The 20062-nt window shown below is 32.2% G+C and carries 20 protein-coding genes; 2 read left to right on the top strand and 18 right to left on the bottom strand.

Features of this window, described 5'->3' with window-relative positions; genetic code table 11:
- Positions 1 to 19 precede the first annotated feature (19 nt).
- Both ABW637_RS12485 and ABW637_RS12490 read left to right on the top strand, forming a co-directional pair.
- On the top strand, positions 20 to 1333 hold the full coding sequence (locus ABW637_RS12485) for an AAA family ATPase (RefSeq protein ID WP_367585032.1): 1314 nt from the start codon (positions 20 to 22) through the stop codon (positions 1331 to 1333).
- The gene (locus ABW637_RS12490; RefSeq protein ID WP_367585033.1) at positions 1334 to 2563 is read left to right on the top strand and encodes a tetratricopeptide repeat protein; all 1230 of its coding nucleotides are present in this window, start codon (positions 1334 to 1336) and stop codon (positions 2561 to 2563) included. It begins immediately after the preceding gene.
- A gap of 277 nt (positions 2564 to 2840) precedes the next feature.
- Here the strand turns inward: ABW637_RS12490 and ABW637_RS12495 are convergent, their stop codons facing one another.
- The 18 genes from ABW637_RS12495 to udk form a co-directional block, all read right to left on the bottom strand.
- A complete protein-coding gene (locus tag ABW637_RS12495; RefSeq protein ID WP_367585034.1) occupies positions 2841 to 3605 on the bottom strand; it encodes a M949_RS01915 family surface polysaccharide biosynthesis protein in 765 nt (254 codons plus the stop codon).
- A gap of 91 nt (positions 3606 to 3696) precedes the next feature.
- Positions 3697 to 4005, bottom strand: coding sequence for a DUF6122 family protein (locus ABW637_RS12500; protein WP_367585035.1), 309 nt, complete (start codon positions 4003 to 4005; stop codon positions 3697 to 3699).
- Positions 4006 to 4102: 97 nt separating this feature from the next.
- Positions 4103 to 5059, bottom strand: coding sequence for a hypothetical protein (locus ABW637_RS12505; RefSeq protein ID WP_367585036.1), 957 nt, complete (start codon positions 5057 to 5059; stop codon positions 4103 to 4105).
- A 36-nt stretch (positions 5060 to 5095) separates the two neighbouring features.
- Positions 5096 to 6481 (bottom strand): MBOAT family O-acyltransferase, encoded by a 1386-nt coding sequence (locus ABW637_RS12510; RefSeq protein WP_367585037.1) that lies wholly within the window; start codon positions 6479 to 6481, stop codon positions 5096 to 5098.
- Positions 6482 to 6636: 155 nt separating this feature from the next.
- Positions 6637 to 7839 (bottom strand): cytochrome P450, encoded by a 1203-nt coding sequence (locus ABW637_RS12515; protein ID WP_367585038.1) that lies wholly within the window; start codon positions 7837 to 7839, stop codon positions 6637 to 6639.
- Complete coding sequence (locus ABW637_RS12520; protein WP_367585039.1) at positions 7818 to 8048, bottom strand: acyl carrier protein; 231 nt, start codon at positions 8046 to 8048, stop codon at positions 7818 to 7820. Before ABW637_RS12520 ends, ABW637_RS12515 begins: the two co-directional genes overlap by 22 nt.
- Before the next feature lie 254 nt (positions 8049 to 8302).
- On the bottom strand, positions 8303 to 8926 hold the full coding sequence (locus ABW637_RS12525; RefSeq protein WP_367585040.1) for a WbqC family protein: 624 nt from the start codon (positions 8924 to 8926) through the stop codon (positions 8303 to 8305).
- Between the two features lie 14 nt (positions 8927 to 8940).
- Complete coding sequence (gene lepB, locus ABW637_RS12530; RefSeq protein WP_367585041.1) at positions 8941 to 10518, bottom strand: signal peptidase I; 1578 nt, start codon at positions 10516 to 10518, stop codon at positions 8941 to 8943.
- Positions 10519 to 10569: 51 nt separating this feature from the next.
- Positions 10570 to 11268, bottom strand: coding sequence for a 4-hydroxy-tetrahydrodipicolinate reductase (gene dapB, locus ABW637_RS12535; protein ID WP_367585042.1), 699 nt, complete (start codon positions 11266 to 11268; stop codon positions 10570 to 10572).
- Positions 11269 to 11324: 56 nt separating this feature from the next.
- The gene (locus tag ABW637_RS12540) at positions 11325 to 11909 is read right to left on the bottom strand and encodes a DUF5683 domain-containing protein (RefSeq protein ID WP_367585043.1); all 585 of its coding nucleotides are present in this window, start codon (positions 11907 to 11909) and stop codon (positions 11325 to 11327) included.
- Positions 11899 to 12807 carry a ParB/RepB/Spo0J family partition protein gene (locus ABW637_RS12545; RefSeq protein WP_367585044.1) on the bottom strand — a complete coding sequence of 303 codons (909 nt, stop codon included), beginning with the start codon at positions 12805 to 12807 and terminating at the stop codon, positions 11899 to 11901. The genes ABW637_RS12540 and ABW637_RS12545 overlap by 11 nt, the downstream gene beginning before the upstream one ends.
- Positions 12808 to 12813: 6 nt before the next feature.
- On the bottom strand, positions 12814 to 13578 hold the full coding sequence (locus tag ABW637_RS12550) for a ParA family protein (protein WP_367585046.1): 765 nt from the start codon (positions 13576 to 13578) through the stop codon (positions 12814 to 12816).
- Positions 13579 to 13717: 139 nt separating this feature from the next.
- Positions 13718 to 14599, bottom strand: coding sequence for an SDR family oxidoreductase (locus ABW637_RS12555; RefSeq protein WP_367585047.1), 882 nt, complete (start codon positions 14597 to 14599; stop codon positions 13718 to 13720).
- Positions 14600 to 14679: 80 nt separating this feature from the next.
- Entirely contained in the window at positions 14680 to 16812 is a 2133-nt protein-coding gene (scpA, locus tag ABW637_RS12560; RefSeq protein ID WP_367585048.1) for a methylmalonyl-CoA mutase, read from the bottom strand.
- A gap of 123 nt (positions 16813 to 16935) precedes the next feature.
- A complete protein-coding gene (locus ABW637_RS12565) occupies positions 16936 to 17562 on the bottom strand; it encodes a hypothetical protein (RefSeq protein WP_367585049.1) in 627 nt (208 codons plus the stop codon).
- Between the two features lie 88 nt (positions 17563 to 17650).
- The gene (locus ABW637_RS12570) at positions 17651 to 19018 is read right to left on the bottom strand and encodes a methylmalonyl-CoA mutase subunit beta (protein ID WP_367585050.1); all 1368 of its coding nucleotides are present in this window, start codon (positions 19016 to 19018) and stop codon (positions 17651 to 17653) included.
- Entirely contained in the window at positions 19011 to 19370 is a 360-nt protein-coding gene (locus ABW637_RS12575; protein WP_445012722.1) for an FtsB family cell division protein, read from the bottom strand. The genes ABW637_RS12570 and ABW637_RS12575 overlap by 8 nt, the downstream gene beginning before the upstream one ends.
- A 38-nt stretch (positions 19371 to 19408) precedes the next feature.
- Positions 19409 to 20017 (bottom strand): uridine kinase, encoded by a 609-nt coding sequence (gene udk / locus ABW637_RS12580; RefSeq protein ID WP_367585051.1) that lies wholly within the window; start codon positions 20015 to 20017, stop codon positions 19409 to 19411.
- Between the last annotated feature and the right edge of the window lie 45 nt (positions 20018 to 20062).

Consider the following 20062-nt stretch of genomic DNA (forward strand, 5'->3'; position numbering starts at 1 on the left):
TCTTAAAATAGTTAACCCAATGAATAGTGATCTTATTAATGATCTGTTGGAAGCACTTTCTTTTTCACCAGATAATGTTCCTTTGAGGCTTAGAATTGCAAAGTTGTACTTTGATAAAAGTGATTATATCAATTCAGAAAAACATTATTTGGAAGTTATAAACCTCCAAAACAATAGTAAAGATGCCAGGTTTGGGTTGGCAAATTGCTACTATAAACTAAATAAAATATCACCAGCTGAAATTATTTTGGAAGAATTACTAAATGAAGATGGTAGAAATATTTCATATTTAGAGCTTCTTTGCTATTGTCAGTTAGATGGAGATAATTTATTAGATGCAAAAGAGACATATCAGGCACTGCTAAATATAGATGGTTTATATACGAATGAGTATTTTGATAATAAGCTTAGATTAATGAGTGGATTAGAAAAAGAAAATGATTATGTAGATGAGGATGCTAAGAAATTTCTAAAGAAACCAACAATTGATTTTACAGATGTCGGTGGTATGGATGAAGTGAAGAATCAAATTTCTTTAAAGATTATAAAACCATTAGAACATAAAGACTTATATAAGGCTTACGGAAAGAAAATAGGAGGAGGGATATTGCTCTATGGGCCTCCAGGGTGCGGTAAGACTCATTTGGCAAGGGCTACAGCTGGAGAGATTAATGCTAATTTCATTAATATTGGTATTAATGACATATTAGATATGTGGATAGGAAGTAGTGAACAGAATTTACATGAGGTGTTTGAAACAGCCAGAAAGAATACTCCGTGTGTGATTTTTATCGATGAAATAGATGCATTAGGCGCTAATAGAAATGATATGAACAAATCGGCTGGTAGAAATGTGATTAATCAATTTCTGGCAGAATTAGATGGAATAGAGAGTGATAATGAAGGTATTTTAGTACTTGGGGCTACTAATACCCCGTGGCATTTAGACCCTGCTTTTCGAAGACCTGGTAGGTTTGATCGTATTATTTTTGTATCTCCGCCTGATTTTAAAGCAAAATCTTCTATTTATGAGATTATGCTTAAGGGAAAACCTGTTGATAAAATTGATTATAATGCTCTAGCAAAGAACTCTAAAGGGTTTTCTGGAGCAGATATCCAAGCCGCTATTGATGTTGCTATTGAAAATAAATTAATGGAGTCATTTGATGATGGAATACCTAAACCTTTATCAACAAAAGATATTCTAAAAGCAATAAAACAAGTTAAGCCAAGTACTACAGAATGGTTTACCACTTCGAAAAACTATGCACTATACGCTAATGATTCTGGATTATATGACGAAATATTATCCTATCTAAAAATTAAGAAATAAATGGAGAGTTTGTTTTTTGAAAGAGGTTTTCAACTTTTTCAAGTGAAAAAATTTAAAGAAGCATTACACTCATTACAGGAAGGTTTACAAAAAGAGCCAAATAATTATTTTGCTAAGAGCCTGTTAATTAGATGTTATGTTGAATTAAATGATTATAAAAAAGCTGAAGAATTAAATGAACTTTTGATTTCTGAATACCCTAACGAAGACGAACTGTTTTATAATCGTTCTGCTATAGCTTGGTATCATGAAAATAAAACAGCAGCTTTGGAGGCTATTAATGAAGCTATATCATTAGATCCATATAACCCTGATTATTTTGGCTATAAAGGGTTAATGCTCTTAGAGTCTAAGGACTATCGGGAAAGTCTTTCGTGTGCAGATGATGGTTTAAAACTTGATCCCAATAGTGTACTTTGCCTTAATGTTAGAGCTCAGACTTTAACAAAATTAAAAAGACAAAAGGAAGCGCAAGAAACAATAAGTAATACACTAAATCAAGACCCTGAAGGAAGTTTTTCTCATGCTAATGTTGGTTGGGTTCTATTAGAACAAGGAAAACATAAAGAAGCAATGGACCATTTTAAAGAGTCTCTTAAAAATGATCCTACATCAAGATATGCTCAAGATGGAATGTTGGAAGCTATAAAAGCTAAAAATTTTATTTATAGAGCCTATCTAAAATATGCATTCTGGATATCCAATATGAAAACTAAGAATCAATGGATGTTTTTAATTGGGATTTATTTGGTGTATAGATTTTTGATAAAAACAGTACAGCTTTCGGAATATCCTTATCTAGTGTTTTTCATTATTGTGCCTTATTTACTGTTTGCACTTGGAGGATGGATTATAGGACCGTTATCTAATATGATTTTACTATTTAATACTTATGGGAAATATTTATTGGACAAAAATGATAAAACTTCTGGAATTATATTCTTTTCCTGTTTAGTACTTTCTTTAAGTTGTATTATTTTGTTTTTTTGGTTCGATTTAGATGTTTACTTGTTAATTGCAATTTCTTCAATATGTGCAATTATACCACTAACTAAAGGTTCTTTATATCAAAATAGGATGTCTAGATTAATAAGTTTTGGAATAGGAAGTGTAGTTCTTTTAGCGGGAGTATTAGGTCCTTTTTTAAATTCGGATTTAGTTTTCCTTGGTACGATATCGGTTATTGGAATGGTGGCTTATACTTGGATAGGTAATTTATTGAAAAATTAATTGATCTTTCTGATTGGACTTCGCTACGATTTATTTTTGTTTGAAAATCAGTTGATTATTTTAGACAATAGAAAAGTAATTGAATGCAGTAATACTTCCTATAGAAATTAAGGTATTCCAAAATTGGTAAGAGAATATCTGGCAAATATGTTTTATTCAAATTAAACTATAAATTCTTGACCCTTTCTCAAGGATTTGATGATAAATAATATTCTTAAGATAAGATATTAGTAACCTAATATACCTTTTACAAGATTAGTATGTTGTTTTTATTGTATTATTTTTCTGCTAAACGAGTGGCTTTATTTGCCATCTCTTTTTCCCAACCCTTAGAAAAAATGGCGTGACCATTTTTACTCATAAGCTTCATTTTTTCTTTTACTGCATCTTGTATTTTAAGTGGTAAAGCATAAAGTTTTTTGTTAATTTTGGTATGTCTACCACCATCGATATCACTATTCTGATGTTTGATCGATACTCTTTTTTTGTTATGGTAAACTAATATTTTTACCCTACCGTCTTTATACATATTTTGACCTGTAGTACCATAGACTAAGATGAGGTCTACAAGACCGTCACCATCAAGGTCGGATATTTCTGAGTATTGATTCCAAAAACCAATAGAAGTTTCCCAATCATCATCTATTTCACCTGTAACTGTAGATCTCTTTTTAAGCTGATTGTTTTTGTTCGTTATATTTAAAGCGTATATATTATCATATAAAGTATCTTTTTCTTCATGTATTGCCTTCCTGTGATCAGTTAATAATAGATAGTATTCGCCCGATTCATCCTTATAAGAATATGCTTGATAGAGGGCATTTGAAATGCCTAATAGATTTTGTTTTCTTCTTGTAAAAATAGATGCAATCTCTTTTTTAGAAAGCTTACTCGCTATTTTCGAATCCATGGGTATGGCATCATATTTTTCTATTGGTGCCGTCACAATTGCCTCTTGTTTGGTTACTTGTTTGGATTCTTGTGCTTGTTCTTTGCAAGCGCATATTGCTAAAAGTAAGATTAAAAGTAAAAATCTTGTCATAATCAAATTGATTTAAAAAAGATGTTAATAATGCTTGTTTTTTTACTAAATGTAAAAAATATTTTATAAAAGAAACACTTGTAACCGTACTTTACATCATCCAACAGTCTATTTGATCAGTAATAATATGCCATAGCAGGGCAATTCCGAAAATTCTGATCTTTGGGAAAAATAACATAAAACCATACACTATGATTGCATAATAACTATGTAAAAGATGAAAACCAATACTGCATCGATTAGGATCAAAAATAGGATTAGCCAGCAAATGATCAAGGTCTATAAGCATGGCTCCTAAAAAGGTGAGGTATACTTTTTTCCATTGTTTTGGATAAAAAAGTAAAGCGATTATTAAAGGGATGATAAAATGAAGCCCGTAGTGTATGATAGATCGAGTCATGTTAATCTTATTGCGAGGTACTTTTTTAAAATCAAGTTATGTATTGAAAAATTATGCAATATAAGTGCTTCAATTTAGTGATTGATATTAATGCTAATTATTTGTTTGTTGTTGTAAAATAACCCTCTAAGAGAGGGCAAAGTAGATTGGTGTATTTTGTTGCTCCTTTATTATTAAAATGGTTACCATCTAATAAATAGTTGGCATTGGTAATACTCTCAATAAAACCCTTGGAGTATCTTATTTTTACACTATCTGGTAACGAATTATATAACGGAATTACTATATCCTTTTCTTTTTCTTTTAAATATGTAACAGGCAAAAAGAACACTATTTTGGAGTCATATAATTCACTTAATTCCAATAAATAATTAATGTAGTTGTGATAAGATTTCAGATTTTTATTCTTTTTTGAAGAATAGTTAATCTCCTTATATGTTATAAAAGGAGTGGTAGAATAAAAATTATTTCCTTTTAAAGAAATAAAACCCATCAATTTTGTACTACTTTTTTCACTATCATTATTATGGTTCAATATTCTTTTCATACTCTCTTTTAAAGGAGTTTTTAAGAAAAAGTAACTATTCAATGCATTTAGATTTATGATTGTCTTTTGACGTAAGTTTTCTTTCTTTGTCAAAGCTTTAATAGTTTCCGTTATATTTATATTAGCTTCATTAGAGAACTTTATTAATCCTTTTGGGAGCTCTGGAATTATTGGAGATAACTCAATAAAAAGTACATTTGACCCCTGAGTTCGTATTAGGTAATCAGCTAAAATACAATTGCTTAAAAAAGTTGAACTACTAATTGCAGTGTTGTGTATATTGCTATTGTTAAAATGATCCCTTAGTATTTTTGGATTGACACTTTTCTGTACTCTGCTAGAACCAATGAAATAATATGAAGGTTCTTTGTTATTAGATATTTTATCTGATATAGCAGCGTAATAATTGTCAACGTTTGGAGGAGATACCTTTTTAATAAGTAATGCTATTAAAAGGATAATAGTTCCAAATGCAATTAATTTTACAATTGTTTCTTTTATTTTCATAATAATTTTTATCAAAATAAGATATAATAATTTTTATCAAAATAAGATATAATAATTATCAACTCCGGTACTTAATCCGAATATCAAGGTCATCATTGTCAATTTAATATAAATAAACCACCGATTTAAAATAGGCCTATTTTGCAAATAATCATCAAATCTCTTGCTTCCCGCCTTACTATAATGATAGTCCATTATTACAAACGAAATTATGATGATTACAATATTTATTAACTGTCTTTGTAAAATCTCTTTTGGAATATATGATGGATTCAAAAATACTTTTTCAAATAGAGACATCAAATCTGGCGAAATGAAAATGAGCGCTAGAACACAAGAGAAAAAAAGATGATATAAATAGCCTGTAACTTTCCTGAATTTTGGATAATGGAATTTTTTTAAATCTACTTTTTTTTCAAGTATAATCCACAAACCATTTAGGATACCCCAAAGAAACAGAGTTGTCGTAAGTTCGTGCCATAATGCGATTAATATAAAAGTGGTTAATAATAGTAGATCGGTATATTTTCGCTTTTTATCATATTTGGCTATGACAAAGAAAAAATAATCACGAAACCAATGATTTAATGTAATATGCCATCCTTTCCAGAATTCTTGTCTAGAGGAAGAAAAATAGACTCTATTGAGAAAATTATTTTTTAATTGTATATTAAAAATTTGAGAAATACCTTGAAAAAGATCAATAAATGAACTGAAGTTACAATAGAGATAGAAAAAGAAAAGCAGTCCTAAAATTAAGTAATAGAATCCGCTAATTTCTGAACTTAATAATATATCAAGTAAGTTAAATATTCTCTGAGCAATAACTGAGCTTTTAAATAATCCCCATAGTATTAGCCGCATACCTTTTGAAATACTTTGGTTAGAAATAGAGATGTTCTTGAATTGCGAAATAAGATATTTTGCTCGATGTAGTGGTCCAGAAAATATAGCTGGAAAATAGATTAAATATAGTAGTAATAAAAAAAAATTCTTTTGGGGTTCAATATATTTTCTCTTAATATCAATCAAGTAACTTATCCCATTAAAAGTAAAATAAGAAAGACCAATTATTTGAAACAGAGATGACCACTTAAGCCATTCCAATAATTGAATGCTTTTTGAACTATAATCTTCGAAATGAGTACCAGTGTTTGTTATCTTCGAAATGATTAGTGGTACTAAAATAAAGAATAATAACACTCTTGTTTTGGAAAAATTATGACGTATTACAAAACTTAATTTATATATGATAAAAGATAGAAGAACTAAGAATAACAATGTATAACCTACTAATAGATAGTAAAAAAGTAAACTTGTTACAACAAGAGCCTTCCATCGATTTTCCTTAGAAAAAAGAGAGACTAAAAGTATAGAAAAAAGTATATACAGAAATAATAATAATAAATTAAATTCTACCATTTAGCTTTTTTTAATTTTATCGAACTAATGTCGAATGAATTTTTTGGTAAATGGTTTGGCATCTTCTATGTTTCTTTTTTGGATCGGTAATTAGGTAAGGATATTATATTAATTGAATAGGGTTATTATCTAAAAACAAAAGCAATTTGAAAAGTTTATTTCGAAATACTACTTTTTAGATGTAGAGTATCTACAGTTCGCATAAAAATCTGTCTTGCCCATTTTATTTGTTGCCTATCATCTATTTCATAATCTTTTAGAAAATTCACCATTGGTTTCAGACAATATCTCATCTCTTGTCTGGCTATCTGGGCTCCTAAACAAAAGTGATTTCCTCCTCCAAATGCTAGATGCTCATTTGGATTTCTATCAGGGATTATCTGATCTGGATTTTCAAAAACATTAGGATCTCGATTTGCGCTGGCCAAACACAGATATAATTTTGAATTAGACGAAATGGTGATCTCACCATACTCTAATGGTTCTTTATTAACTCTCACAGTATATTGCAAAGGAGAAGAGAATCTAAATAGTTCCTCGATCAAAAGATTTAATTCTTTGCTATCAGTATTCAATACATAATCTATCAATTTAGAATTACTAAGGATTTCAAATAATGCCATAGTTAGATTGTCTTTCGAAGTTTCAAAAGCTGCCATTACAGAAACAGACATAATAGAATAAATGTCTTCATCTGTGTATTTGATATTTAATTGATTTGCGAATTTTTTTATATTTTCTTTGTATTCTGAGTCATGAAAAATCCCTTTACCCCATAAAAACCAAGAATTTATTTCTTGATATATCTGTTTAGGGATAAAAAGATCCTGACTTCGAGCCAACATGTTTGAATATTTTTTTACTTTTTCAAAACTTTCAAAATTCTTAATTCCAAATAGTTTTTCGGTTACTAAAAAAATAAAATAAGCACAATAATTTACAAGATCAATGTTTTTGACATTTTTGTATTTATCGTTCAAAATATCCATAGATTCAGCTATCACCGCATCCAAATCAAACTCTTTAAAAGATTTACCCATAACCACTTTTAAATTTCTATGCTGATCATTATTTAAATACATTGCCCATTTTTGGGTTCCTTTAGATAAATATGGACAGGCATCTGTATTTTTAAAAATGTAAGGCTCTTTGGTTTTAAAATATGTGTTTAATTCGGAAACATCAAAATTGTTAGAACGTATAATGGTGTTTACGTCCTGATGCTTAAAGAAACTCCATTCATTATGTACTCCTTTATGGATTGGGTTTTTTTCTCGGCACTCTTTTAAATGTGGGTACGGATTGTCAAAATATCCTTTGGTATACGGATTCCAAATTATTTTTGATGCTCTATCCATTCAACAAGCTTGTTTATAGTGTCATATTCAGAAAAAATTGTAGGGTCGATTTCTCCTACATCGAGCTTAGATTCTAAATCAAATGCTAGAGTTAACGTAGACAAAGAATCCATATTAAAATTGGTAAATTCCAGATCACATGATATTTCATCGATAGGTAGGTCGGTTTCTTCAGCAACTCTTTCCTGAAGCCATAATTTTATACTCATAGTAATTGAATAGTTGGTTTAATATGTTTTTTTTGAATTAGTCAATAAACGTCGATTAATTCAAATAGGTATAATTAAAGAATTAGGGTAGGTTTATAGAATACAAAACTTGTATCTCTTTATTAGTGCATAAATAGTATTTTTTTCTTAGAAATTCAATTAAACTTTAATAGAAAATTTTTTAAAAATAATTTTAACAGTGGAGGTTGAGAATATGGAAAAAGATTATTAGCAGCAGTATAGAGTTGATTTTGCTAAAAAATAGCCTGTTTCTCTAAATACGTCAATGCATTTGTGCCTTCATTAAATAATAAATCCAAAATAGAGAGGTTAGGTATAAATCCGTGTTTTTCTGAAAATACCTGGATGTATGATTCTAAATGATATCGTTTTTCTTTTTTAGCATTTACAAGCTCTCTTTGATCGTTAATTTCCTTGGGAGTCTTGATATATTCGTTTGTTTTAGTGAAACTAGATTCTAACTGAAGACAGTCAAAAACAGCCTCCATACATTCATAGTTAAAATCTAACAGAAATTTTTTCTTCTTTTCGAATAAATGAGCAAATTCATCTTCGTAATACTCAAAAAAGGGGGAGGTTCTATACGCCGTTTCTAATGATTTCCAGTGCAATGTCTGCCATTCAAAATCATTTTCTATACAAACATCTTTATACAATTGTCTCCCTACCTTTCCGTTATGTTTGATGGGGATAGATAATAAGAGCTTACCGTTAGCCCCGTATACATAGGTGCGATTGCGATAGGTTTGCTTTTGATAGTTGTCTTCATTTTCAAAAACAATCGAATCTGATTGTGCAATAGCGACATTTTGAGCTATAGACCCAAAGTATGTTGGATGGAGTAAGATTGTCTTCAATGTACTCTTTGATATTATGCTGCTTTCTTTCTTTTTCGGTATTGATTATAAATAATCCAACCTGCTAAAAGAATTATAAAGTATTTGAAATAAGAAACTGGTTGACCGTTTCCTCCTACAGTTGTGAACATACGATCCCAACGGATCTTGTTAAACAATCCTTTGGCATTGGTATCCCAACTAAACCATACAAAAACAGGCTTACCTACAATGTGATTGGCAGGAACATATCCCCATACTCGGCTATCTTCACTGTTATGACGATTGTCTCCCATCATCCAGTAATAATCTTGTTTAAAAGTATAGGAGTCTATAGGTTTTCCGTTAAGAAGTACTTGTGTGCCATTAACTGTTAATTTATTTTCAATCCCTAACTCAGAGCCTTCATAGACTTCAATAATTCTTCGATATAAAGAAAAACTTTTAAGGTCCATCTTTACCGTTTTACCTGCTTCAGGAATATATATAGCACCAAAGTTGTCAGAGTTCCAATTTACCTTTCCGTTATTAGGAAAGATATTAGGGTCTTTTTGACCTTTTGGAGAAAATATTCTTCGAATATCTGCTACATTGGGATGATTTTTAAATCGAGTCGCAGCATCTTCGGTCATACCTTTTATAAAAAAACGCTGTTGGTCATATCCAAATTCTTGTTGATCTTTTGCCTTTATTTTATAGCGATTATAAAGGTTTTGAAGATTAAAACTTTCACCTTTTGTACTTCCGGCATGCGTAAATTGTAACTGAGCACGATCAGGGAGTTGGTTTCTTTTACCATTAATGTGTACATATCCATCCACAACCGATAAAGAATCTCCTGGTACCCCTACACATCGTTTTACATAATTTGATTTCTTATCAATAGGCTTGTAAAAGCTTTTTTTGGATTTGTCTCTAAAAAAACGAACTGTATCTATAGGCCAACTAAATACCACAATATCATTGCGCTTGATTTTTTGAAAGCCGGGCAATCTAAAGTATGGATATTGCGGGCTGTTAGTGTATGATTTTGTTCTAATTAGTGGAATAGTGTCATGTACCATTGGAAAAGATACAGCCGTCATAGGAGTTCGTGCACCATAATGAAACTTACTTACAAATAAGAAATCTCCAACCAATAATGTTCTTTCTAAAGATCCAGTAGGAATCGTATAAGGCTGCATGAAATAAGTATGAACTATAGTAGCTGCAACAACAGCAAATAGTATTGAACTAATCCATTCTCCTGTTGCTGTTCTTGGTTTTAAACTGCGATCTTGTATATAATTTACATCTAACATGTAATTTACGTAGTAGATATAAAATCCAAGAGTAATAACTACTAATACAGTATCAGTAGTAGAATTCTTACCAAAACTTCTAATGGTTTCTACCCAAATAACGGGCAACATAATTACATTGATGACTGGTATAAATAGTAAAATAACCCACCACCATGGGCGGTTTATGATTTTCATTAATACCACTGCATTATAAACTGGCACTATAGCTTCCCAAGCCTTTCTACCTGCTTTAACATATAATTTCCAAGTGCCTAGAAAATGAATTACCTGTAGTATCAGGAAAAAAATAAACCATTCTGTTAGTATCATCTCTATTAATTTTTTATATAAGTACTTCTTATGTGTAAAGTGTTACATTTTTTATAACCCTAAAACATTTTTCATGCTAAACACTCCTGTTTTGTCAGAAAGCCATTCGGCAGCTACAACAGCACCCAGCGCAAAACCGTTTCTATTATGAGCTGTATGCTTAATTTCTATGTCATCAACTTCAGACGAGTAAGTCACCGTATGTGTACCCGGGACTTTATCAATTCTTTTTGCTACAATAGGGATTGTAGTCTGGTCTCCTTTTTCTAATTGCCAGTTCTTTTTATCAGTATTTTCTATAATTCCTTCGGCAAGTGTAATTGCGGTGCCGCTCGGTGCATCTAATTTTTCGGTATGGTGAATTTCTTCCATTTCAATATCATAACCTTCTAACGGACTCATCATCTTTGCTAACTTTTTATTGAGTTCAAAAAAAAGATTTACCCCTAAACTGTAATTAGACGAATAAATGAAACTGCCTTTTTTTTCTTTGCATAGATTTACTATCATATCATAGTATTCTAGCCATCCTGTTGTCCCCGAAACTACTGGAACTCCTGCGTTAAAACAATTGGTAATATTGTTAACAGCTGCAGCAGGGATACTAAAATCGATGGCAACATCGATATCAGACAGGTCATAGTCCCTGTCGTCCTTATCTACTTTTAGAGCAATAGTATGGCCTCTTTCTATTGCAATTTTCTCTATGGTTTTTCCCATTTTACCATATCCAAGTAGTGCGATTTTCATATTTTGATTACTATAGTATTTATTAGTGTGCTTTGTAAAGTAAACTGTTTTATCTCTTAAAAACTGTAATTGAGCGATACCCCATAATTGAGTCCAACATCAAATTCGTTGAAATTTATTTTTGGTTTAAACGAAAGGTCTTCAGTAACATTGTATTGTTGCAAGTGCGCTGTAACGTTGGCATCTACAATATTTAAAAGGTAAATTCCTACGGTAACCAATAATGATAATTCTTGATCACGTCTATAGCGTTCCTGTAATGATATCAGTTGGTCATTAGTAATATTCGGAAATTCGTCATCGGTAAAACCCGCAAGTCTTCGTTTAAAGATATCTCGCACTCGGTTATAATTGTCATTATTCTGAATATAAAAATAAACTCCTGTACCTAATGCTGCATAAACTATGGGTACTTTCCAATATTTTTTTTGATACGCTTGCCCAAGTCCCGGAAGAACAGCAGAATAAAATGCGGCTCTTGCTGGAGCCAAAGGTTCGTAAGGAGGAATTTTTTTTTCTCTTTTTTTCTTTTTTACAGCAACCTCTTCTGTGGTAACCTTCAATTCTTCATTCTCTTGAGAAAGAATACTTTGAAAGGTAAAAAGTACAAAAAAAGTAATATAATAGCATTTAATCCTCACTATTGATAAGTTTCTTTAAGCGTTTAAAATCTTCTTCTGAAGAAAAGGGTATAATTAATTTACCGCTTCCTTTGCTAGAAACCTTTATATCAATTTTTGCACCAAAATACTCAGAGAAGTCTTTAATTCCTTTCGAAATATGTCTTGGTAATTGATTAGGGGCTTTAGTCCCAACATTATTATTTTCTGTTGGATCATTTAATGATCTAACTATTTTTTCGGTTTCACGAACAGATAATGATTTACCAATAACTTTTTCGTAGATATCTAATTGTTGTTGCTGATTATCAATATTTATCAATGCACGCCCATGTCCCATTGAGATAAATCCATCTCGCATTCCGGTTTGTACTATAGGGTCTAGTTTTAATAATCTAAGATAGTTAGCAATTGTAGATCTTTTTTTACCAACTCTATCACTTAATTGTTCTTGTGTTAAGCTTATTTCATCGATAAGGCGTTGGTATGATAATGCGATCTCAATAGGATCTAAGTCCTGCCTTTGGATATTCTCAACCAAAGCCATGGTTAATGACTCTTGGTCGTTTGCAATACGAATATATGAAGGGATTGTTTTTAACCCCGCCAATTTTGAGGCGCGAAAACGTCGTTCTCCACTTACCAGTTGATAATTGTTGAAATCTAGCTTTCTAACGGTAATAGGTTGTATTACACCAACTTCTTTTATTGAAGTTGCGAGTTCGCGCAGTGTTTCATCATTAAAACTAGTACGAGGTTGAAATGGGTTTACATCGATACTCTCTAGCTCTAACTCTATAATATTGCCAACTACTTTATCGGCATTTTTATCTTCTACAGATTTTATGTCATTATCAGGGTCTTTGAGCAGCGCCGATAATCCTCTACCTAGTGCCTGTTTTTTTGTTGCCTTCGCCATGAATCCTTAACTATTTTTTTTAATAATTTCGTGTGCTAAACTTAAGTAATTACTAGCACCTTTACTGGCTGCATCATAATTTATAATGCTCTCACCATAACTAGGTGCTTCACTTAAACGTATATTTCGTTGAATGATTGTTTTAAATACCATTTCACTAAAGTGTTTCTGAACTTCTTCTACCACTTGATTAGACAATCGTAATCTAGAATCATACATGGTAAGTAGAAGCCCTTCAATATCCAGATTCTTGTTATGTACTTTTTGTACACTTTTTATAGTGTTTAAAAGTTTTCCAAGACCTTCTAATGCGAAATATTCACATTGAATAGGTATCATAACAGAATCGGCAGCGGTTAATGCATTTAGTGTTAATAAACCAAGTGAAGGAGCACAGTCGATCAGAATATAGTCGTATTCTGATTTAAGCGCTTCAATTGCTTTTTTAAGCATATACTCCCGTTCATCTTTATCTACTAATTCAATTTCTATAGCTACCAAATCAATATGTGCAGGAATAATATGCACATTGGGCGAGCTGGTTTCTACAATTGCATCTTCAGGTTTTACTGTATGCTCTAAGATTTGATAGGAGCCTTTTTCAATACTATCTACATCTAAACCAAGTCCAGAAGTCGCGTTGGCTTGTGGATCAGCATCGATGAGTAATACTTTTTTCTCTAAAACACCTAGAGAAGCTGCTAAATTTACAGAGGTAGTGGTTTTACCTACACCACCTTTTTGATTGGCAATCGCTATTATTTTACCCATGTGGGGAGATTTGGATTTAAGAGGTAAAAATACAATTTATTATATATTATAAAAATGAAAAATGTTAACAGTAGTTAATAAAAAAGACCATCCGCTTTTAGGGATGGTCTGATGTACATATCATATTGTTAATAACTACTTATTTCTTGTTTTTAGATCGGATTGAAGCTTCTAGCATATCCCACATTTCTTCAGGAACCTGTTCTAGCATATTAAACTCTCCAGCACCTTTTAACCATTCACCACCATCTATTGTAACTACTTCACCATTAACATAAGCTGAAAAATCTGATACTAGGTAGGCAGCTAGATTAGCTAGTTCTTGATGATTACCAACGCGTCCTAAGGGTACTTGTTTAGTAATATCAAGTTTTTCTTTTAGGTCTCCTGGCATTAATCTATCCCATGCTCCTTTTGTTGGGAAAGGCCCTGGCGCAATTGCATTGAAGCGCATCCCATATTTTGCCCATTCTACAGCTAAAGATCTTGTCATAGCAAGCACACCTGCTTTTGCGGTAGCACTTGGCACTACATAGGCTGATCCGGTCCATGCATATGTGGTAACAATATTAAGAACTGTTGTGTTTTTGTATTGGGTGTCGATCCAATTTTTCCCAAAAGCCAACGTACAGTTTTTGGTTCCTTTTAATACAATATCGATAATAGTATCAAAAGCATTGGCAGATAAACGTTCTGTTGGAGAAATAAAATTTCCTGCTGCATTATTAAGTAATACATCTACTGTTCCAAAGGTTTCGAAAACCTTGTCTCTCATTGCTTCGACTTGATCATAATGACGAACATCACATTGCAATGGTAAACAAGTGCCTCCAGTTTCGGCTTCTAGTTCTTTAGCAGTGTTTTCGAGTTTTTCTAAATTTCGAGAAGTAATAGCTACTTTGGCTCCTAGCTCTAGGAAATATTTAGTCATTGCTTTCCCTAATCCACTACCACCACCGGTAACTACTATGTTTTTTCCTTTTAGTGCTCCATCACGAAGCATTTTTTCTGTATGGCTCATATGTATATTATTGTCAATTTGGTGAAAGTTACAATTTATACTTTAAATACTATGCATGCATAGTATATTTTTCTGCTCTTTTACTCAAATGCAGAAATTAAAATGTCTAGAATTGTGATCGCTGCATCACTAATCTTGGTTCCTGGACCAAAAATAGCTACAGCTCCAGCATCGAATAAATAATCATAATCATCTGGAGGAATTACACCACCGACTATAATCATTATATCTTCTCTACCGTATTTTTTTAATTCTGAAACAATTTGTGGCACTAATGTCTTATGTCCTCCTGCAAGAGAAGATACACCTACGATATGCACATCATTTTCTACAGCTTGCTTGGCAGCTTCAACCGGTGTTTGAAAAAGCGGTCCGATATCTACATCAAAACCTACATCTGCATAACTTGTGGCTACTACTTTTGCTCCGCGATCATGGCCATCTTGCCCCATCTTAGCAATCATTATTCTAGGTCTACGGCCTTCTAAATCAGCAAATTTATTTGCTAGTTCTCTTGCTTTGTTAAAGGATTGGTCATCTTTTATTTCTTTCGCGTACACTCCTGTAAATGATTTGATTTCTGCTTTATATCTTCCAAATTCTTTTTCTAAAGCATCACTAATTTCGCCTAGGGTAGCTCTTAATTTGGCTGCTTCTACTGCTAAAGCTAATAAATTTTGGGAATCATTTGTTGCTGCTTTTGTTAAATTATGTAGCGCTTCTTTTACGGCTTGCTCGTCTCTAGATGCTTTTACTTTTTTAAGTCCATCTATTTGTTGAGTTCGAACAGCTTGATTATCTACTTTAAGAGTGTTAATAGCTTCTTCCTCTTCAAGTTTAAATTTATTAACCCCTATGATTACATCTTGTTCGCTATCTATCCTGGCTTGTTTACGGGCGGCAGCTTCTTCGATACGCATTTTGGGTATCCCAGCTTCAATAGCTTTGGTCATGCCACCTAATTCTTCTACTTCTTCTATTAATTGTAAGGCTTTTTCTGCAATTTGATTGGTCAAAGATTCTACATAGTAACTTCCTGCCCATGGATCTACGGTACGAGTAATCTGTGTCTCTTCCTGAAGATAGATTTGTGTGTTTCTCGCAATCCTTGCAGAAAAATCCGTAGGGAGTGCAATAGCTTCATCCAAAGCGTTGGTATGTAAACTTTGTGTACCCCCAAAAGCGGCAGCACTAGCTTCGATACAAGTACGGGCAACATTATTAAATGGGTCTTGGGCAGTTAAACTCCACCCACTAGTCTGGCAATGCGTACGAAGCATTAAAGATTTTGGGTTTTTAGGATTAAATTGTTTTATCAATTTAGCCCAAAGCATACGAGCGGCTCGCATTTTAGCTATTTCCATAAAATGATTCATGCCAATGGCCCAAAAGAAGGATAAGCGTGGAGCAAATGAATCAATATCTAACCCGGCATCGATACCTTTTCTAATATATTCTAACCCATCTGCTAGCGTATATGCTAACTCTATATCGCAAGTAGCACCAGCTTCCTGCATATGATATCCCGAAATACTAATTGGATTGAATTTAGGCATATTTTTAGAACAATATTTAAAAATATCACTAATAATTCGCATAGACGGAGTGGGAGGGTAGATGTACGTATTACGTACCATAAACTCCTTTAGAATGTCGTTTTGTATCGTTCCCGAAAGTAATTTTTTTTCAACACCTTGTTCTTCGGCTGCCACAATATAAAATGCCATTATTGGTAGTACTGCACCGTTCATGGTCATAGAAACAGACATTTTATCGAGTGGTATTTGATCGAACAGCACTTTCATATCTTCAACAGTATCAATAGCTACGCCAGCCATTCCTACATCTCCAAATACTCGCTCATGGTCACTATCATATCCACGGTGTGTTGCTAGGTCAAAAGCTACAGACAGTCCTTTTTGGCCAGCGGCAAGATTTCTACGGTAAAATGCATTGCTTTCTTCTGCTGTAGAGAATCCTGCATATTGTCGAATTGTCCATGGTCTGCGAACATACATTGTTGAGTATGGTCCTCTTAAGTATGGGGGTAATCCGGCAGAAAAATTTAGGTGATCCAGATGAGCAATATCATCCTTATTGTAACACGATTTAATGGGTATACCTTCTGAAGTGTTAATCGTTACCGCCTCATTTTTGGTACTTGATTCTGTGTTTTTTGGCAGTTGTAAATGCTGTATATCTTTTCTATTCATTACGCAAAGCCTCGTTTTTCGAAATGACAAATTAACAAGGCTATAAAATTAAGCTTTTAGAAATGATTTTTATAAAAAAATCGCGCTCTATTTGTGGTTTTGATGAGAATATGATAAAAAAAACTATCCAAAGGCTTTTTCAATTACCATTAAAATAGAGTAGTAAATATCAAATGCAATAAATTTCTTTATTTCATCGGCACATAATTCTCTGTCGGTTAGGTAATAAAATTTTTGAGATACAAGAGATGTACTAATATTTCCGTCTTCTTCGAGTGTGTTAATTATATCCTTAAAGTCATCACTCTCACTACTGTTTTTTAAACATTGTATAAAACCACCTCTATAGTTAAAGATTAAAATTTCCTCTTCGTTCTTTCCGGATGTTGATGGGTTTGATTTTTTTGTAGCCTCGTGATTTTCGTATTCACTTAATTTAACCCATAGAGAATTTTTATTAGTTGCAATTTTCTTAAATGAGCGCGTTAATTGTATAGAGTTATTTGATGGAAGTTTTCTTAAATCCAGAGACAAACTAGCTACTTCTGCTAAAAAAGTTCTATAAGTTTTTATCGAGTCGTTACCGAATTTGTAATAACTAAATAAATCATTCTCAAATGAATCGTAGGCTTTTTTTATAATCCCTGTTTCATCAACATCAAGACAATAACTGCCTGATTGTGGATAGGATGAAGTAACAGATGTTAGCAGAAAAATGGCTAAAATTCCAGATCTAATCTTAAGGGGCATTGATTTAGATTTAGTAATGTTAATGTATAGGCTATATTTTATATTAAATGAGCTGCAAGTTAACAATAAGTTAGTTAATATTAACGTTTTATTGTGTTTTTTTATCTATAAAATGACTTAATCGTCTCTTAAGAACTGGTTCTAGTAGGGTTTTTCTTACTTTTTTTTCTGAAAACACCTGTTTTTGAAAAGTAGGTGTAATTTCTTCAGGATTTCGATATTTATTAGTTCCTGTTAGTATAATTTCTTCATTATCGAAGAGCTCCTGTTCTTTTAAAGCACTTTCTTTTATCTTTTTCTGTATAGTGCCGGATTTTAATTGATTCAAAAAACCGCCTCCTTCTTCAATATTTTTAAATAAAGAGAGTGCATTACCGGCTAACTGATCGGTTATAGACTCTATGTAATATGATCCCGAAGCTGGATTTTCTACAATATCAAAGTAGCTTTCGTTTTTCAGGATTAAAAGTTGATTGAGCGAAATCCTGGTACCAAAATCATTCTCGAGGTTGTAAATATTATCATACGGAAGGTTATAAACCGTATCGGCTCCTCCTAATATTGCACTCATGCATTCGGTTGTGGTACGTAGCATATTTACATTATAGTCTAAGATGGTTTTATTTCGATGAGATGGGTATGCGATAATGTGGCATTTTTCGGAAACATTATATTCTGTAGCCAAGGTGCTCCATAACAATCTAAGGGCTCGTAGTTTTGCAATCTCAAAAAAGTAATTCCCACCTACTGCAACTTTGAATACTATTGGTGATTCTTTAAAAGGATTGGTCTCTTTATCGTTGAAATAATTAAGATATTCATTGGCATGAGCTAATGCATATGCTAATTGTTGAATCATGGTAGCACCAGCATTTTGATATAAATCAATGTCTATGCTTATTGTACTTTTTAGGTGTGTGTTTAGTTTTGCAAGTTCGGTTAACGAATGATGATCTTCTTTAAGGTTGTTAAACCAATTACCAGTACTTGCCAGATTGCCTATTATGTCTGTTAAGACATAAATGTTTAGATCAGAAGTTTTAGAAACTTCATTTATTTTTTTGATATATGAAGTCGAAAGAAATTTGGTTTCAATAAATATCGATACTTCAGAAGTAATACCTTGTATAAGTTCTTTTGGCTCAATAGTATCTTTCTCAATAACAAAATAGATACTTTCAGTCCCTTTTTTTATGGCTTCAACAGCTTTTTGATTTCCAGAGGCTGTATCCGTAACTTCAATTTTTAGAGAATTTTTCCAGATAGAAGGATGGGAGGCCCGATTATTACTATGTAAAAGATCTTCTTGATCATAAAAAGGTTTTACATCAATACCTTCTAAAGATTTAAAAATCAATGCTTCATTATAATCTGCACCTTTAAGATCAAATTGAATTTTTTGTTTCCATTGCTTGGCAGAAACTTTTTCAAAGCTATCAAATAAGGACTTAGTCATTTTTGTTGTTTTTGGGTATACTATCTTCGTATTCGATGATATAAATTTCTTCATCATCTCGTTTCATGAAATATTCTTCGCGAGCGAATTTTTCTAATTCATTACTATCCTTTAAGACTTTTATATCTTTTTGATCTTTGATGATCTCTTTAATGTAATACTCTTTGTTATCATCTAGTTCTCTTATCTCTTGATCCAACTCCTTATGAATTAACCAGGAATTAGTATCTAAAAACAACATCCACACCACAAAAAGAAGTACGATTAAGACATATTTATTTAGAAATATGGCAAATATCGGGATTAGTGCCGGTTTGTTTTTTAATTCCTGAAAATAACTTTTAAGCTTCAATCTTAATACGATTAATATTGGTTGTAAAGGTACAAAAGTTAATTCAAGCGTTCCTTGATAATAGTACGTACGATATCAACAGCTACATTATTATAGTGATTATTTGGTATAATAAGATCGGCAAATTCTTTGGTAGGGTCAATAAATTGCTGATGCATAGGTTTTAGGGTGTTTTGGTAACGATCTAATACTTCATCCATATCACGGCCACGTTCTGCAATATCTCGTTTTAACCTTCTGATTAGTCGTTCGTCACTATCTGTATGCACATATATCTTGATGTCAAACATATCTCGTATTTCTGGATTTGTAAGAATCAGGATACCCTCAACAATCATTACTTTTCTTGGTTTTGTACTAATAGTTTCACTTGTGCGGTTATGATCAACAAAAGAATAAACAGGTTGATCGATGGTTTCGCCTTTGCGTAATGCTGCCAAATGTTCTCCTAGTAAATCAAAATCAATAGATTGCGGATGGTCAAAATTTATTTTCACTCTCTCGTCATAGGAGAGATGACTAGTGTCTTTGTAATATGAATCTTGAGAAATTACACATACCTCATTTTTGGGTAATTCATTAACAATTTGATTAACAACAGTGGTTTTTCCGCAACCCGTTCCTCCGGCGATACCTATAATTAGCATTCTTTAATTTTTTGGGCAAATTTAATTATAGTTTTTGAGTATTTT

It is taken from the genome of Aquimarina penaris, assembly GCF_040786285.1.
Classification (GTDB): Bacteria; Bacteroidota; Bacteroidia; order Flavobacteriales; family Flavobacteriaceae; genus Aquimarina.

Coding starts and splice junctions, on each gene's coding strand:
- ABW637_RS12485 (WP_367585032.1), top strand. CDS start 20: ATGAATAGTGATCTTATTAATGATCTGTTGGAAGCACTTTCTTTTTCA.
- ABW637_RS12490 (WP_367585033.1), top strand. CDS start 1,334: ATGGAGAGTTTGTTTTTTGAAAGAGGTTTTCAACTTTTTCAAGTGAAA.
- ABW637_RS12495 (WP_367585034.1), bottom strand. CDS start 3,605: ATGACAAGATTTTTACTTTTAATCTTACTTTTAGCAATATGCGCTTGC.
- ABW637_RS12500 (WP_367585035.1), bottom strand. CDS start 4,005: ATGACTCGATCTATCATACACTACGGGCTTCATTTTATCATCCCTTTA.
- ABW637_RS12505 (WP_367585036.1), bottom strand. CDS start 5,059: ATGAAAATAAAAGAAACAATTGTAAAATTAATTGCATTTGGAACTATT.
- ABW637_RS12510 (WP_367585037.1), bottom strand. CDS start 6,481: ATGGTAGAATTTAATTTATTATTATTATTTCTGTATATACTTTTTTCT.
- ABW637_RS12515 (WP_367585038.1), bottom strand. CDS start 7,839: ATGGATAGAGCATCAAAAATAATTTGGAATCCGTATACCAAAGGATAT.
- ABW637_RS12520 (WP_367585039.1), bottom strand. CDS start 8,048: ATGAGTATAAAATTATGGCTTCAGGAAAGAGTTGCTGAAGAAACCGAC.
- lepB (WP_367585041.1), bottom strand. CDS start 10,518: ATGATACTAACAGAATGGTTTATTTTTTTCCTGATACTACAGGTAATT.
- dapB (WP_367585042.1), bottom strand. CDS start 11,268: ATGAAAATCGCACTACTTGGATATGGTAAAATGGGAAAAACCATAGAG.
- ABW637_RS12545 (WP_367585044.1), bottom strand. CDS start 12,807: ATGGCGAAGGCAACAAAAAAACAGGCACTAGGTAGAGGATTATCGGCG.
- ABW637_RS12550 (WP_367585046.1), bottom strand. CDS start 13,578: ATGGGTAAAATAATAGCGATTGCCAATCAAAAAGGTGGTGTAGGTAAA.
- ABW637_RS12555 (WP_367585047.1), bottom strand. CDS start 14,599: ATGAGCCATACAGAAAAAATGCTTCGTGATGGAGCACTAAAAGGAAAA.
- scpA (WP_367585048.1), bottom strand. CDS start 16,812: ATGAATAGAAAAGATATACAGCATTTACAACTGCCAAAAAACACAGAA.
- ABW637_RS12565 (WP_367585049.1), bottom strand. CDS start 17,562: ATGCCCCTTAAGATTAGATCTGGAATTTTAGCCATTTTTCTGCTAACA.
- ABW637_RS12570 (WP_367585050.1), bottom strand. CDS start 19,018: ATGACTAAGTCCTTATTTGATAGCTTTGAAAAAGTTTCTGCCAAGCAA.
- udk (WP_367585051.1), bottom strand. CDS start 20,017: ATGCTAATTATAGGTATCGCCGGAGGAACGGGTTGCGGAAAAACCACT.